The organism is Micromonospora sp. NPDC048170 (assembly GCF_040652795.1).
In the GTDB taxonomy this organism is placed as follows: Bacteria; Actinomycetota; Actinomycetes; order Mycobacteriales; family Micromonosporaceae; genus Micromonospora.
This window is the reverse complement of record NZ_JBEZMR010000008.1, coordinates 117,169-132,273: the sequence shown is the minus strand read 5'-3', so window position 1 is coordinate 132,273 and position 15,105 is coordinate 117,169. Positions and strand designations below refer to the sequence as shown.

General features: G+C 73.6%; 15 protein-coding genes. 8 read left to right on the top strand and 7 right to left on the bottom strand.

The window, feature by feature from the left end:
- Positions 1-52 precede the first annotated feature (52 nt).
- Both AB0D32_RS14235 and AB0D32_RS14230 read left to right on the top strand, forming a co-directional pair.
- Positions 53-1,204: an acetyl-CoA C-acetyltransferase gene (locus AB0D32_RS14235; RefSeq protein ID WP_357089342.1), complete on the top strand. Its 1,152-nt coding sequence runs from the start codon at positions 53-55 to the stop codon at positions 1,202-1,204.
- Entirely contained in the window at positions 1,204-2,019 is an 816-nt protein-coding gene (locus AB0D32_RS14230) for an SDR family oxidoreductase (protein ID WP_357089340.1), read from the top strand. The genes AB0D32_RS14235 and AB0D32_RS14230 overlap by 1 nt, the downstream gene beginning before the upstream one ends.
- Before the next feature lie 96 nt (positions 2,020-2,115).
- Here the strand turns inward: AB0D32_RS14230 and AB0D32_RS14225 are convergent, their stop codons facing one another.
- Genes AB0D32_RS14225 through AB0D32_RS14215 form a run of 3 tightly spaced genes read right to left on the bottom strand, consistent with a single transcriptional unit; the run spans position 2,116 to position 5,339 of the window.
- A complete protein-coding gene (locus AB0D32_RS14225) occupies positions 2,116-3,261 on the bottom strand; it encodes an acyl-CoA dehydrogenase family protein (protein WP_357089338.1) in 1,146 nt (381 codons plus the stop codon).
- 10 nt (positions 3,262-3,271) lie between these two features.
- Positions 3,272-4,420: an acyl-CoA dehydrogenase family protein gene (locus AB0D32_RS14220; RefSeq protein WP_357089514.1), complete on the bottom strand. Its 1,149-nt coding sequence runs from the start codon at positions 4,418-4,420 to the stop codon at positions 3,272-3,274.
- Between the two features lie 37 nt (positions 4,421-4,457).
- Positions 4,458-5,339, bottom strand: a complete 882-nt coding sequence (locus tag AB0D32_RS14215) for an SDR family oxidoreductase (protein WP_357089336.1) — start codon at positions 5,337-5,339, stop codon at positions 4,458-4,460.
- A gap of 112 nt (positions 5,340-5,451) precedes the next feature.
- Here AB0D32_RS14215 and AB0D32_RS14210 point away from each other — a divergent pair, with 112 nt between their 5' ends.
- The 4 genes from AB0D32_RS14210 (at position 5,452) to AB0D32_RS14195 (ending at position 8,947) form a co-directional block, all read left to right on the top strand.
- A complete protein-coding gene (locus AB0D32_RS14210) occupies positions 5,452-6,666 on the top strand; it encodes an MFS transporter (RefSeq protein ID WP_357089511.1) in 1,215 nt (404 codons plus the stop codon).
- 77 nt (positions 6,667-6,743) lie between these two features.
- The gene (locus AB0D32_RS14205) at positions 6,744-7,565 is read left to right on the top strand and encodes an SDR family oxidoreductase (protein ID WP_357089333.1); all 822 of its coding nucleotides are present in this window, start codon (positions 6,744-6,746) and stop codon (positions 7,563-7,565) included.
- Positions 7,558-8,157, top strand: coding sequence for a nuclear transport factor 2 family protein (locus AB0D32_RS14200; RefSeq protein WP_357089331.1), 600 nt, complete (start codon positions 7,558-7,560; stop codon positions 8,155-8,157). Before AB0D32_RS14205 ends, AB0D32_RS14200 begins: the two co-directional genes overlap by 8 nt.
- On the top strand, positions 8,150-8,947 hold the full coding sequence (locus tag AB0D32_RS14195; RefSeq protein WP_357089329.1) for an SDR family oxidoreductase: 798 nt from the start codon (positions 8,150-8,152) through the stop codon (positions 8,945-8,947). Before AB0D32_RS14200 ends, AB0D32_RS14195 begins: the two co-directional genes overlap by 8 nt.
- A 32-nt stretch (positions 8,948-8,979) precedes the next feature.
- On the opposite strand, the gene AB0D32_RS14190 is transcribed toward AB0D32_RS14195, so the two are convergent.
- Positions 8,980-9,795: an SDR family NAD(P)-dependent oxidoreductase gene (locus tag AB0D32_RS14190; protein WP_357089326.1), complete on the bottom strand. Its 816-nt coding sequence runs from the start codon at positions 9,793-9,795 to the stop codon at positions 8,980-8,982.
- Positions 9,792-10,733 carry a hypothetical protein gene (locus AB0D32_RS14185; protein WP_357089324.1) on the bottom strand — a complete coding sequence of 314 codons (942 nt, stop codon included), beginning with the start codon at positions 10,731-10,733 and terminating at the stop codon, positions 9,792-9,794. The genes AB0D32_RS14190 and AB0D32_RS14185 overlap by 4 nt, the downstream gene beginning before the upstream one ends.
- 110 nt (positions 10,734-10,843) lie before the next feature.
- On the opposite strand from AB0D32_RS14185, the gene AB0D32_RS14180 reads away from it, so the two are divergent.
- Positions 10,844-12,109 carry a MaoC family dehydratase N-terminal domain-containing protein gene (locus tag AB0D32_RS14180; protein WP_357089322.1) on the top strand — a complete coding sequence of 422 codons (1,266 nt, stop codon included), beginning with the start codon at positions 10,844-10,846 and terminating at the stop codon, positions 12,107-12,109.
- Positions 12,110-12,119: 10 nt separating this feature from the next.
- Positions 12,120-13,073 (top strand): zinc-binding dehydrogenase, encoded by a 954-nt coding sequence (locus AB0D32_RS14175; RefSeq protein ID WP_357089320.1) that lies wholly within the window; start codon positions 12,120-12,122, stop codon positions 13,071-13,073.
- 32 nt (positions 13,074-13,105) lie between these two features.
- On the opposite strand, the gene AB0D32_RS14170 is transcribed toward AB0D32_RS14175, so the two are convergent.
- On the bottom strand, positions 13,106-13,636 hold the full coding sequence (locus AB0D32_RS14170; RefSeq protein ID WP_357089318.1) for a nitroreductase/quinone reductase family protein: 531 nt from the start codon (positions 13,634-13,636) through the stop codon (positions 13,106-13,108).
- Positions 13,633-15,102: an MmgE/PrpD family protein gene (locus AB0D32_RS14165; RefSeq protein ID WP_357089315.1), complete on the bottom strand. Its 1,470-nt coding sequence runs from the start codon at positions 15,100-15,102 to the stop codon at positions 13,633-13,635. Before AB0D32_RS14165 ends, AB0D32_RS14170 begins: the two co-directional genes overlap by 4 nt.
- Positions 15,103-15,105 lie beyond the last annotated feature (3 nt).

Here is a 15,105-nt window from a genome sequence, read left to right as displayed (position 1 = left end):
CCGATCCGACGTCCGGCACCGACCGGCGAGGCATCCGCAGGAAGGGAACCCGGTGGCAGAGGCATACATCGTGGACGCCGTCCGCACCCCCGTCACGCGACGCGATGGCGCGCTCGCGGGCATCCACTCCGCTGACCTGGGCGCCGCCGCGCTCACCAGCCTCATGAGCTCCTCGGGGGTCGACCCCGACGCCGTCGAGGACGTCGTGTTCGGCTGCGTCGACACCATCGGCCCACAGGCCGGCGACATCGCCCGCACCGCCTGGCTCGCCGGCGGCCTCCCGCAGCACGTGCCCGGGGTCACCGTGGACCGGCAGTGCGGCTCGAGCCAGCAGGCGGTGCACTTCGCAGCCCAGGCCGTCATGGCCGGAGTCAACGACGTCGTCGTCGCCGGGGGCGTGCAGAACATGAGCGCCATCCCCATCTCGGCCGCGATGCTCACCGGTCGGCAGTACGGCTTCGACGACCCCTTCTCCGGATCCACCGGCTGGCGCGAGCGCTACGGAGACGAGGAGATCTCGCAGTTCCGCTCGGCGGAGATGATCGCCGAGAAGTGGGACATCAGCCGGGAGGACATGGAGCGCTTCGCCCTACGCAGCCACGAGCGGGCCCTGCGGGCCATCGCCGAGGGCCGCTTCACCCGCGAGATCCGCGCCGTCGGCGACGTCGACACCGACACCTGTCCTCGCGCCGACACGAGCCTGGAGAAGATGGCCGGCCTCAACCCGCTCACCCCGGGCGGCCGGGTCACCGCTGCCGCGGCGAGCCAGATCTGCGACGGCGCGGCCGCCCTGCTCGTCATGAGCGAGCGGGCCGTGGCCGAGCACGGGGTGCGCCCGCGCGCCCGGATCCACCACCTGTCGGTGCGCGCCGACGACCCGGTGTGGATGCTCACCGCCCCGATCCCGGCCACCGCCCACGCGCTCGGGCGCACCGGGCTGTCGATCGAGGACATCGACCTGTTCGAGGTCAACGAGGCGTTCGCCTCGGTCGTGCTCGCCTGGATCAAGGAGACGGGGGCCGACCCGGAGCGGGTCAACGTCAACGGCGGCGCGATCGCCCTGGGCCACCCACTCGGCGCCACCGGCGCCCGGCTCATGACCACCCTGCTGCACGAACTCGAGCGCACCGGTGGCCGCTACGGCCTGCAGGTGATGTGTGAGGGCGGCGGCCAGGCCAACGTGACGATCATCGAGAGGCTCTGATGCCCCAGTCCCCCACCACGTCCACGACGCCCGAGGGCGTCGACCTGACCGGGCAGGTCGCCATCGTCACCGGCGGCACCCGTGGCATCGGCGCCGAGATCACCCGCACCTTCCTCAGGGCCGGGGCGCGGGTGCTCGTGTGCGGCCGCAACGAGCCCGAGCGGCTGCCCGAGGTCGACGGACGCACGCCCGTCTTCGTCCAGTCGGACGTACGCGACCCGGAGCAGGCCAAGGCCCTCGTCGCCGCGGCGGTGGACCGGTTCGGCCGGCTCGACATCCTGGTCAACAACGCCGGTGGCGCGCCGAGCGCCGACACCGCGACGGTCTCCCCCCGCTTCGTCTCGGCGATCGTCACGCTCAACCTGCTCGCTCCGTTCTACGTCGCCCAGCCGGCCAACGAGGTCATGCAGCGTCAGGGCAGCGGGACGATCATCAACATCGGCTCGGTCGCCGGGGTCAACCCGGCCCCGGACACCGCCGCGTACGCCGCTGCCAAGGCAGGCCTGACGATGCTGACCCGGTGCCTCGGGCTCGACTTCGCGCCAGCCGTGCGGGTCAACCAGGTGACGGTGGGTCTCGTGCAGACCGAACTGTCGCACCTCTACTACGGCGACGAGGCGGGACAGGACCGCGTGGCCCGGACGATCCCCATGCGGCGGATGGCCACCCCGGCCGACATCGCCGCAGCCTGCCTGTTGCTCGCCTCTCCGCTGGCCAGCTACGTCACCGGCACGGAGATCGTCGTCGCCGGTGGCGGTGAGATCCCGTCGCGGCACCTGGCCGCCCAGTCGCCCGGCACCGGTCCGCTCGGCTGACCCCCGCGGAGCACGTACGACAGAGGGGGTCAGCACCGACCGGTGCTGCCCCCCTCTGTCGTGCGTTGTTGCCTGTCGTGGTTGTCGGCGGCCGGCTCAGAGACCGGCGAGCGCCGCCACCTCGGCGCGAACCGTCGCCGGGGAACCGGCCAGCAGCTGGGCCGACTTGGCGCGCTTGAAGAACAGGTGTGCGTCGTGCTCGAAGGTGAACCCGATGCCGCCGTGCAGCTGGATCGCCTCGGCGGCGACGGTCATCAGCGTGTCGGTGCACACGAGCTTGGCCAGTGCCGCATCGTGCGAGCGGGTGGCGGCCCCGGTGTGCAGCGTCGTGACGAGGTGGTCGGCCGTGGCCCGCGCTCCGGCGACCGCGACGGCGAGGTCGGCGCAGCGGTGCTTGAGGGCCTGGAACGACCCGATCGGGCGGCCGAACTGCTCGCGGACCTTGAGGTACTCGACGGTGAGGTCGAGGCAGGCGCGGGCGGCGGCAGCCGACTCCAGCGCGAGCATGGCGCGCACGTGGTCGAGCAGCACCCGGGCCCCCTCCCCACCGGGGGCGTCGACCCGGGTGGCGGCGGCCTCCCGGAGGTGCACCGTGCTCAGTCGCCGGGTCTGGTCGAGCGTCATGTGCGTCTGCACGTCCACCCCGTCGGCGGCCAGGTCCACGGCGTAGACGCCGAGCTCACCGCCGGCGTCCCGGGCGGTGACGAGGACGACCCGGGCGGCTTCGGCTCCGGCGACGAGGGTCTTGGTCCCGGTCAGCACCCACTCGTCCCCGGTGCCGGTGGCCCGGGTGACGGTCTGCTCGAGGTCCCAGCCCGCGCCGTCCTCGGCGAGGGCACTGGCCAGGGTCAACTGCTCGGCGACGACGCGCGCCAACAGGGGCTCGGCGCTCGGGCCGAGGGCGCGGGCGGCAAGGATCGCGGTGAGGCTCGTCGCGAGCGCGCCGGGCACGAGCCGGGCCCCGAACTCCTCGATGACGGCGGTCGCGGCGGGCACGTCGAGGCCGAGCCCGCCGAGGTGCTCCGGCACGACGAGGCCAAGCAGGCCCAGCTCTGCCGTGAGCAGCTCGTGCAGCTGCGGGTCGTGGCCCTGCGCGCCGACCATGAGCTCGTGGGTCCGGCGCAGGTCAGCCTGCTCGTCGAGCACCTCGACGACGGAGGCGCGGATCTGGGCCAGCTCCTCGGCCGCCTCGGGACGCAACGTCTCGGCCACACGCTGGGGGCCGGCGCTCGCTTCGGTCATCGTCCTCACCTCATCGGGGCAGACCGAGCAGGCGCTCGGCGATGATGTTGCGCTGGATCTCGTTGGAGCCGCCGTAGATCGTGTTGGCCCGGCTGAAGAGAAAGTGGGTCTGGGCATCGTCCAGCTCGTACCCGGGCCCGGTGAGCAGCGCCCCGGCCCCCTCGACGTCGACCGCGAGCTCGCCCAGCGAGCGGTTCCACGTGGCCCACTGCAGCTTGGAGATCGACGCCTCCAGGCCGGACAGCCCCCCACCGGCGGACGCGAGCAGCCGCACCGCTGAGTGCCGCATCACCTCGAGCCCGATGTAGGCCTCGACGAGACGGTCACGCAGCGCCGGCTCCTGCCAGGCGCCGTTCTCGCGAGCCCGGGCGATGACGGCGTCGAGGCGCCGACGGAAGCCGATCTGCTGGCCGAGGGTGGACACGCCGCGCTCGAAGCCCAAGGTGCCCATGGCAACCTTCCAGCCCTCGCCCTCGGCGCCGACGCGGTGCTCGACGGCGGCGACGGCCCCGTCGAAGAAGACCTCGTTGAACTCGCTCGTACCGGTCAACTGGGTGATCGGTCGCACCGTGATGCCGGGCTGGTCCATCGGCACGAGCAGGTAGGACAGGCCCGCATGACGAGTCGAGTCGGGGTCGGTGCGGCACAGCACGAAGCACCAGTCGGCCAGGTGCGCGAGCGAGGTCCACACCTTCTGCCCGGTGATGACGTAGCTGTCGCCCCGGCGCTCGGCGCGGGTGCGCACCCCGGCGAGGTCCGAGCCAGCGCCGGGCTCGGAGTAGCCCTGGCACCAGATGTCCTCGCCGCTGGTGATGCCGGGCAGGAACCGCGCCTTCTGCTCCGGCGTGCCGAATGCGAGCAGCGTCGGGCCGAGTAGTTGCTCGGACATGTGCCCGAGCCGGCCGGGGGCGCCGGCGCGGGCGTACTCCTCGTGGTAGATGACCTGCTGGGCCAGTGTCGCGGGGCGACCGCCGTACTCGCTGGGCCAGCCGAGGCCGATCCAGCCGGCCCGGCCCAGGTGGCGCTCCCACTCGCGGCGCAGCTCGTGCGCCTCGTGCTCGCGCCCCTCGCCGCCGGTGCCGACGGCCTCGGCGAACGGCCCGGTGAGGGCCTCGTGGAGCCAGCCGCGGATCTCGGCCCGGAACTGCTCGTCGCTCACCGGCGCACCGGTGGCCTGCGCCGCGTCCGCACCCATGTCAGGCACCGTAGACGGGGGTCGGCGGCTCGGAGCGGGCGATGAGGTCGGCGATCGCGTCGGTGAATTCTTCCGGCTTCCACCGCTCGCCCTTGGTGGCGGCCAGCCCGTGGCGCCAGCCGTCGGCGAGCGAGACCTCACCGCCGGCGACCTCGAAGACAGCTCCGGTGACGGCCTGCGCGGCGTCGGATCCGAGCCAGACCACGAGGGGGGAGACGTTGGCCGGGTCCATCGCGTCGAAGCCCGCCTCGGGGGCGGCCATCGCCTCGGCGAAGACGGCCTCGGTCATCGGGGTGCGGGCCGAGGGGGCGATCGCGTTGACGACGATGCCGTAGCGGGCCCACTCGACGGCCGCGATCTGGGTCAGGGCGGCGATCCCGGCCTTGGCGGCGCCGTAGTTGCCCTGCCCGACGCTGCCCATGAGCCCGGCGCCGGAGGACGTGTTGACGACGCGCGCGGCGACCCGGCGGCCGGCCTTGGCCTCGTCCCGCCAGTAGGCGGCGGCGTGGCGCATCGGGACGAAGTGGCCCTTGAGGTCGACCCGCAGGACGAGGTCCCACTCCTGCTCGCTCATGTTGACCAGCATCCGGTCGCGGTTGATGCCGGCGTTGTTGACGAGGGTGTGCAGCCCGCCGAAGGTCTCGACGGCCTCGCGCACGAGGCGCTCACCGTAGGCCCAGTCGCTGACGTCGCCGGTGCTGACGACCGCGCGACCGCCCGCGGCGCGGATCTCGTCGACGACGGCCTGGGCCGCCTCCCGGCTGCTCTCGATGTCGTTGACGACGACGTCGGCGCCCTGCCGGGCGTACTCGAGGGCGTGCGCCCGACCCAGCCCCTGTCCAGCACCGGTCACGATCACCGTTCGTCCTACGCAGAAGCTCACGACACGCCCTTTCACTCGTGGTGCGGCCAGAAAACCACATCCGACGCTGGCGATGCAAGCAAGCGCTTGGTAGGGTGCCGAAAACGATATAAGGACGGCGAACGACGTGACGATGTTCTCGTCCCTGCGATTCCGAGACTTCCGCTTCGTGCTCCTGACCCTGGTGCTGTCCCAGGCCGGCTACTGGGGCTGCAACATCGCCTTCCAGTCGGTGCTCACCGAGGTCGACGGCACCCCGGCGACGATGGGCCTGCTCTTCTTCTGCCTGCTCGTGCCGTTCACGCTCTTCTCGATCCCCGCCGGGGTGCTGGCCGACGCCTTCGACCGGCGGCGGCTGCAGATCGGCGTGCTCCTGGCGACCAGCGCCCTGGCCGGGGTCTGCGCGGCGATGGTCGCGGCCAGCGTCGTCAACCTGCCCGTGCTGCTCTCGCTCGCCTTCCTCGCCGGCACCGGGATCAGCTTCCTGTCCCCGGTGACCCAGGCCCTCGTGGCCAACACCGTCCCGGCCGAGGCGCTCGGCAACGCCGTCCCGATCCAGGCCGCCGGGCTCAACCTCGCCCGCTCGATCGGCCCCGCGGTCGCCGGGCTGGTCCTCGTGGCCTGGGGACCGCTGGGCACGTTCGTGATGTACGCGACGCTCAGCCTCGCCGCGGCCGCAGCCGCGGTCGCGGTGCGCACCCGTCGCGTCCCGCCGGTCACCCCGGTGGTGCGCGAGAGCCTGGCCGCGCAGGTCCGCGCCGGTGTCCGGCACGCCCGGGAGCGGCCCCCGGCCTCGCTGTGCCTGGCCATCGTGGGGGTCAACGCGTTCTTCGGGTGCGCCTTCACGACCCAGCTCGCCGTCCGGGCAACCTCGACCTCGGACCACCCGGACAGGGTCTTCCCCATTCTCGTGGCCCTGACCGGGCTGGGCTCGTTCCTCGGGGTCCTCGTCGTGGCCCGGCTCTCCAGGCACGTCGCCACCGTGTGGCACGCCGCGGTCACCCTCGGCCTGCTCGCCGTGAGCACCGCACTGCTCGGGGTGGCGACGACGGTTCCCGTGCTCGCGGGGGCCGCGCTGCTGTGCGGCTCGTTCAGCATCGGCGCCATGGTGATCCTGCAGACGGTGGTCCAGCGGGTCGTCGACGACGCGCAGCGCGGCCGGGTGATGAGCCTCTACTTCCTCGGCTGGGGCGGCATGCCGTTCGGTGCCCTTCTGCTCGGCGGGCTGAGCACGTGGTTCGGCTCCGCGACCGCCTTCCTGCTGTTTGCCGCCGCGTGCCTGGCGACGGCGATCACGGTGCTCGTGCGGTTGCATCGCGGGGGCAGCGATCCCCTGCCCGCGACGTGACCGCCACGGCCCCTCCTGACTCCTCCTGCCCCCACCGGCCACTTCCGTTGTCCACCACCGCATTCCAGGAGTTCGTCGTGACCGACCAGTCCCCTCCGACCACACCCACGGCGGCGCTGCCCGTGCCCGCCGACTTCGCCCACCGCACCGGTGTCGCGCTCGTCACCGGCGGCAGCGGCGGCATCGGCCGGGTCGTCGCCCTCGAGCTGGCCCGCCGGGGGTCGACGGTGGTGATCACCTACCGCGGCAACGCCGAAGCGGCCCGGCAGGTGCTCGACGTGCTGCCGCCCGTCGCGTCCGGCACGCACTCGGCGCACCGCCTCGACCTCACCGACGCCGAGGCCACCGCCGCGCTCGTGACCGAGCTCACCGCAAGCCACGGTCCCCTGCACACGATCGTGCACGCGGCCGGACCGCACGTGCCCATGCGGCACCTGTCGACAGTGAGCCCCGGACAGTTCGCCACGCAGGTGGCCAACGACACGACCGCCTTCTTCACGCTGGTCTCGGCCTGCCTGCCGGCCCTGCGGGAGAGCCGCGGCAACGTCGTGGCGATCACGACCGCGGCGACGGTGCGCTACCCCGCCCGGGACGGCCTCTCCGCCGCGCCGAAGGCGGCGGTCGAGGCCCTCGTGCGGGCCTTCGCCAACGAGGAGGGCCGCTTCGGCATCCGGTTCAACTGCGTCGGGCCGGGCATGCTCACCGACGGGATGGCCGAGCGGCTCATCTCCTCGGGGGACCTCGACGAACGCGCCCTGGCCGTCGCCCGGTCCTCGACCCCGCTGCGGCGTTTCGGTGCCGCCCTCGACATCGCCGAAGCCGCCTGCTTCCTGGCCAGCGACCGGGCCAACTTCGTCACCGGGCAGAAGCTCGACGTCGACGGAGGCTTCGGTGTCTGAGCAGCCCCGGTCCTTCCCGTCCGGCTCGGACGGACTGGACGTGCTGCTCGCCGAGCGGGCCATCGAGCAGGCCCTGCTGCGCTACGCGCGCGGGGTCGACCGGATGGACCGGGACCTCGCCGCGAGCGCCTTCCACCCGGACGCCCGGATCACCCTCGGCGGGACCATGGCCGACCGGGACACGACGCTGGACGTGGTCTTCACGCTCGTGGCGCGGCGCACCATGACGATGCACTACCTGACGAACGTCCTGGTCGAGCTCGATCCGGCCGACCCGGACCGGGCCCGGGCCGAGACGTACGGCATCGCGTTCCAGCGCAGCACGTCCGAGCCGCCGCGCGGCAACATCGTCAGCGGGTTCCGCTACGTCGACCTCGTCACCCGGCGCGCGGGTGAGTGGCGGGTGCAGGAACGTCTCACCGTCTCGGAGTGGCAGCGGGTCGACGACCTCGCCGGACAGTGGCCGCTCCCCGAGGCCTCGCTGCGGGGAGCCCGCGACGGGTCCGACCCGGTCAGCCGCCCGTGGCCGCCCGACGGCCCGGGTCCGGGTGCCGGCGAGCCGGGCAGCGGGCCTGAGCACCCTCATGAGTGACCCACAGACGCCCGTACGCGAGGCGGGCGACCGGGTGCCGGGGTCCGACGCCCCCGCGCCACGGCTCGGTTTCCGCACGGGCGACGTCGTCGTCGTGACCGGGGCCGGCAGCGGGATCGGAGCGGCGACCGCGGCGACCGCGGCCGCCCAGGGACTCGTCGTGTCGGCGTGGGACCTCGACGCCGCCGCCCTCACGGCGGTGAGCGCCGCCGTCCGCGCGGCAGGCGGGGTGGTCGACCCTCACGTGGTCGATGTCTCGGACGAGGCGGCCGTGCGCGCGGCCCTCGCCGGGACCCGCACGGCGTACGGACCGGTGCGCCACCTCGTCAACAACGCCGGCCCGTCCTCGGCGACCGAGCTCGACTTCGACCACGCCGTGCAGCTTTGTGTCGGCAGCGTGCGCTCGGTGACCCGGGCCTGGCTCGAGCACGCCCCGCCCGGGGCGACCCTCGTGAACACCGCCTCGGTCGCCGGCACCGTCGTGGGCACCGCCTCGGACTGGTACAGCGCAGCGAAGGCCGGGATCGTCGGGTACACCCGACACCTGGCCGCGCACCGCGCCGACGTGGTGCGGGCCAACGCGGTCGCCCCCGGCATGGTGGACACTCCCAGGCTGCGCGGCTTCGCCGGGTCCTCGACGGGGCAGTCCGTGCTGGCCCGGGTGCCGAGCCACCGGATGGCCACGCCGGACGAGATCGCCTGGCCGATCCTCTTCCTGCTCTCGCCGCTGGCCTCGTACATCAACGGGGCGCTGCTCGTCGTCGACGGCGGGTGGACCGTCACGCAGTGAGCGCTGCCCGTGGGGCCCCACGGGCAGCCCCGTCAGCTCGGGTCGGGGCTCGACCGGCCGAGCATCGCCTGCATCCCGCCGTAGTTGCCGGCGACAAGGGCGGCCCGGTCCGGGCCGGAGCGCCGCGCGGCGACCTCGGCCTGCTGGCGCACGACGTGTACCGGACCGGCCCCCAGGGCTGCCAGCCCCTGTGCGGCGACGTCGGCCGGGTCGGCCGCTCCGGTCAGGTCGAGGCCGGCTCGCTCCATGGCGGGGGTGGCCGTGAGCCCGAGCACGAGGTGCAGCACGTCGACGCCGACCTGCCCGAGCTCGAGCCACAGTCCCTCGGTGAAGATCCGGGCGAAGGCCTTGGCCGCGGCGTAGACGCCGATGTCGGCGTGGCCGAGGTAGCTGGCCGAGGAGCCGACGACGAGAATGCCGCCGCGGCCGCGTGCGGCGAGCCGGGCACCGAGCTCCCGGCAGAGCTCGAGCGGGCGGGTGACGTTGAGATCGATGACGGCCTGGACCCGGGCGAGGTCCGCCTCGACGAAGCGGCTGCGGTAGGTGTTCGCGCCGGCGTTGAGGACGAGTAGGCCGAGGTCGAGGTCGGCAACGGCCTCGACGATCCGGGCGGTCGCGTCCGCGTCGAGCAGGTCCAGTGCGAGCACGCGGCACGGAGCCCCGTGGGCCAGGACCCGGTCGGCGACCTCCTCGAGGGCCTCGGGCTTGCGGGCGACGAGCACGATACCGAGGCCGGCCCGGGCCAACTGTTCGGCGAACGCGGCGCCGACCCCCTCGGAACCGCCGACGACCAGGGCCCAGGGCCCGTAGCGCTCGAGCAGGCCGGTCCCGCCAGTGGCCTCGCTCATGCCCCCGCCCCGCTGTCCGTCGCGGCGGCGGCGGGCTCGTCGAACCAGTCCCACTCCCAGGGGGTGATGGTGGCCAGGGGCCCGGTGAGCAGCGGCGTGGCCGTACTGGCGAGCGCTGCGGGCGGGGCCGGCAGCGGGTCCACGGCCAGGGCCCGTGTGAACTCGACCGGGTCGGCCTCGAGGTAGGTGAGACGGATCCGCACGACCGGTCCGTCAGGGTTGCTGCGGCTCGGGGCGCTGCGGAAGGTCCACACGCCCGCAACGCCGTCGCGCGCGAGCAGGTCGGGCACCTGGGTCTCGTGCTCGAACTGGGACAGGTCGGCCACATCGGGATGCAGGGAGGTCTCGACCCGACTCACCTCGACGTGCACCCCACGGTGGGGCCGGAACGGCAGCGCGGCGAGGGTGACGGAGGCCCGGGGGGCCACGTGGCCCTGCACGGGGCGGAACATCCGGGTCATCGGCCGTTCGGTCCAGGCCAGCTCCGGACGCCGGCCCTGGTGGATCGCCCGGTCGCCGAGGTCCTTCCACTCGGGAATCGAGTCCGCGGTCGGCTCGGCGAACCAGTACATCGCCATGTACTGGCTGCCGGCGAGGGCGAGGTCCGGATAGCTGCCGAGCCGTTCGCACGCGGGGGTACGCACCCAGCGGTCGCCGTACACGACGCCGGGCAGGGCGAGGTTCTCGGGGCGGTGGTCGAGCTGGTGCCACGCGTTGTAGTCGCGATGGCGGGCGGGGTCGGTCACCTTCGGGAACGAGAAGAAGGCGCGGGTGGCGGTCTCCGGGGTGCTCGGGATCATCTCGGCCTTCTCCAGGGTGGGGCGCTGGTGGAGCGCGATCGGTCCGGTTTCGCCGCCGGCCTCGGCCGGTGATGTCGCCCGGATCGGCACCTGGCGTGGCGTCCGCCGCGACGCCCGGTGCGCCCGTCGGGACGGCATCGGCCGCCGGGTGGCGGCCGCGCTCGGGCGTTGACCCTTGACCCTACGGCCGCACCACCATTACGGTCAAGCAAGCGCTTGGTTGACAACATTGCCCGCAAAGGAGCCCCATGACCGTCAGCGACGCGGACTTCCGCGCCCGGCTCGACGCCCAGATCGGCCTCACCGACCCGCCCCGCCGGGCCAAGGACGCGGTCACCGAAGCAGCCATCCGCATCTGGTGCGACGCCGTCGGCGACGAGAACCCCGCCTACCAGGACCCGCGGTGGGCCGCCCGCTCCGCCTGGGGCGGCATCGTGGCCCCGGCGACCTCGCTGAACATGTGGACCCTGCCGGGCAACCGGCGCAGCCACCGCCACGCCGAGAGCCTCGACCGGGTCAACGAGGTCCTCGCCGAGCGCGGCTTCACCTCGGTGGCCGCGGTGCAGACGGAGCACACCTACGTGCGCCCGCTGCGCCCCGGCGACCACCTCGAGCAGTTCCCCTCCATCGGCGCGGTCTCCCCGGAGAAGTCCACCCGCCTCGGCCGGGGCCACTTCGTCGACCTCGTCAGCGACTACCGCACCCTCGATGGCGAGCCGGTCGGACGCGTGGTCCTGCGGATGCTCCGCTGGAACCCGGCGACCCGGGCCGAGGTCCCGGCGACGCCCGGGGACCGCCTCGCCCGGCCGGTGCGCCCGGTCGGGACCGCCCCGACCGACCTGCCGCCCGCCGGCACCACCGGCACCCTGACCGCGCACCTGCAACCCGGCTACGCCGCCGCCCCCCTCGACGAGCGGCCCTACCTCGTCGGCACCGCCGAGCTCGCCGACGGGACCCGCCTCAGCGGAGACGTCGTGGACCTGCGCCCCGACCTCGTGCACGACGGCATGCCGGTCGTCGTGGCCCACCGACGCACCCGCGACGGCCAGATCCTGCCGGTACTCACCGCCCCGCGGCCCGAACGCCGCACGAGCACCCGCACCGGGGCCGAGGTGAGCACCGGGCAACGCCTCGCCCCCTGGCCGATCCCCGTCACCCAGCTGTCCATCGCGGCACTGGCAACCGCGACCTTCGACTTCAACGACGTGCACCTCGACCGCGACGCGGCCCTCGAGCGAGGCGCCCGCGACGTCTACATGAACATCCTCGGCTCGAGCGCGCTGGTCAACTGCTACCTCACCGACTGGGCCGGACCGGAGGCCCGCGTCGTCGACTTCCGCACCCGCCTCGCCGCGCAGAACCACCCCGGCGACACCTTCACCCTCGACGGTGTCGTCACCGGCCTGAAGCCGGCGCCCGAGGCCACCGGGGAAACGCACGTCACCGTCGACGTCCGCGGCACCAACAGCCTCGGCGACCACGTCATCGCCTCCGCCACCCTCGCCCTGCCCTGAGAGGAACCCCGTGCTCGCCAGCTACGTCGTCGACTCCGGCTCCCCCGACAGTCTGCGTCTCGGCCAGCTCGAGGCCCCGACGCCCGGCCCCGGTCAGGTGCTCGTACGGGTCCAGGCGGCCAGCCTGGACCGGGTCGACACCTACATCCGTCGCGGTACCCACGGAATGGCGGTCGCCGGGCCGACGATCCTCGGCCGGGACGTCGCCGGCACCGTCGTGCGGACCGGTCCCGGTGTCACCGGGTTCACTCCCGGCGACGCGGTCGTCGGGCTGACCACCGGCACCCACGCCGAGCTCGCCGTCGTCCCGGCCACGCACTGCTTCCCGCGGCCGGCCGCGCTCGACGCCGTCCGCGCCGCGGCGGTGCCCACCGCCGGACGCACCGCCTACGACGCGGTCGTCAATCTCACCGGGGTGCGCCCCGGCGACCGGGTCCTCGTCGTCGCCGCCGCAGGCGCCGTCGGCACCTTCGCCGTCCAGTACGCCCACCACCTGGGCGCGTGCGTCGTCGGCACCAGCGCCCCGGCGAAGGCTGACGCCGTGCGCGCCCTCGGCGCCCTCGACGTCGTGGACCACTACCGCCCCGACGTCGTCGAGTCCCTGCGTGCCGCCCTGCCCGGCGGCGAGGCCGACGTCATCGTCGAGTCGGTCGGCGGCACCCTGTGGTCCGACGTGCTCAAGGTCCTCGCCCCCGGCGGGCGGCTGGTCACCTGCGGCGTCACCGCAGACAGCCACGCCCACCTGCACCTGGGTCGACTCATGGTCAAGGGCTGGACGCTGCGCGGCATCGGCCGGCCCGGTCCCGAGGCGGTGGCCCGCCAACTGCGCGAGGCCCTCACCCTCTCGGCCGTCGCCGCCGCTCCCGTGGTCGCCGCCACGTACCCGCTCGAGCAGGCCGCAGCCGCGCACGACCATCTGGAGGCCTCCGACTTCGTCGGGCGGATCGTCCTCACGACCGGCTGAGCCGCCCGGCACGCCCCCGCGCCACGGGGTTCCTAGGTGAGCGACTCCCCCGACACGGCGGACAGGACGACGAGCGGGATCTGCCGCCCGAAGCCCGCGGCCCGGTCGGCGTAGCGTCCCACGTTCGGCTTGTGCGCCACGACGTGCGCGAACAGCTCCGGGTCGCGCTCCCCGTCGGTCACCCGCGCCCGCACCGCGATCGTCTTGCGCCGCAGGACGATCCAGCAGAGTTCGTGGTGACGCGCATTGACCACCCAGGCCGGATCCGTGGGGCCGCCCCCCTTGGAGCCGACGACCACCAGGTCCGTCCCGTGCGGCACGTACGGCAACGCCGCGTCGCGCAGCTGCCCGGACCGACGGCCCACCGTGGTCAGCAGCAGCGTGGGGTTGTACGGGAACCGGCCCGCCAGCGCGTACTGCAACGACACGAGCGAGAACCCGGTCCTTCGCACGAGGAACCGGTCGAACGCCATCCCGCGCGGCCCACGGATGACGATCAGCCACGCCCGGCCGTACGAGGCGAACGACCTCGTCTCCGCACCGATCCGATCCCCCCGGCTCATCGCGCGCGGGCCAGCAACGGTGACAGCGTCTCGGCGACGTCGGCGACGTCCTCGATGCCCCGGACCACCTCGACGAGCTGCTCCTGCGAGCCCGCGTCGAGGATCCCGTCGCAGAACGTGGCCAGCTTGCCGACCACGAAGTCCCAGTCCGCCCGCGTCGCGGAGTCCCACGGGTCGCCCTGGGCGAAGTCCGACTCGACGACGTACTCCCGGCCACCGGCCCGGATCGTCAGCGCGCCCCGCGTCCGGCGGATCTGACCACCCGGGTGCTCCTTGAGGTCGGCCTCCCACTCGGCGTCGAGCACCGGGTCGGGCGCCGTCGTGATCCGGCGCGCCAGGTCCCACACCGCGGGGTCGGCCAGCCGCTGCGGGTCGTACCACTGTGGCCCCGGGGCGTGCCCGAGCAAGGCCAGCGCCGCGGCGTACGGCATGTTGAAGGCACCGTCCAGCGGCGCGACGAGCGTGTCCGGGATCTGCGGGGCCGGCTCCCGGAACTGCAACGTCCGGTAGGCCGCGGGGCTCAGCCGGATCTCCATGGACTCGATCTGCGACACCGGCACCCCGTGGGTGCTCGGGAACGCGCGGATCGCGTCGAGCGCGGCGTGGGTGAAGCGGCACGTCGGGTACGGCTTGAGCGACGTCTCGCTGATCCACCACGTCGACCCCAGGCCGGCGACCATCTCGTGTCGCTCACCGCCGAGGAAGCCCATCGCCTCGATGAAGCCCGGGGTGCGGTCCAGCACGTCCAGGTCGCCGGTGTAGCCCTCCTCGGCGAGCGCCGCGCCGAGCATCCCGGCGTGCGCGATCGCGCCGTACGGGCCGTACTTGAACGCGTTGAACGAGCGCCGCTCGGCCATGTAGGAGTTCTTCGCCGGCGGGGCCAGCCAGGCGACCAGGCCGAGCGCGTGGGTCAGGCGCTCCGGCTCCCAGCCGCCGACGACGGCGCAGGCCGCAGCCGTGCCCATCGAGGCGTACCCGTGCGACGACAGCGGCGACCAGCGGAACTGCCCGTCCTCGAAGGCCATGAGCGAGGTCGACAGGTTCAGCCGCGCGTTGATCTCGAAGGCGATGATGCTCGCGCGCAACAGGCTCGCCCCGTCGGCGTGCAGCCGCTCGGCCTCGGCCAGTCCGGCCGCGACCCCGAACACCGCGAAGTGCGCCGAGTTGAAGAAGGTGTCGTCCGCGTCCAACGCGTTCATCATGTCCGCGTTGGCGTGCGCGGCGTTGATCGCCGCGACCCGCTGCCCCAGCCCGAACACCGTCGCCTCGGCCGGGCCGCCGAACCGGGCGGCGACCCGCTGGACCATGCGGCTGCGCCGCAACCGCACCGCCGCCAGACCACAGATGAGCGAGTCGAGCAGGACGAGCTTGCCGTAGTCGCGCACCGACTCGGGGATGTCCTCGTCGCGCGTGGTCGCGAACCGCGCGAGGAGCTGCGTCCGGGTCGGTCCCGTCGTGTCGGTCACCGC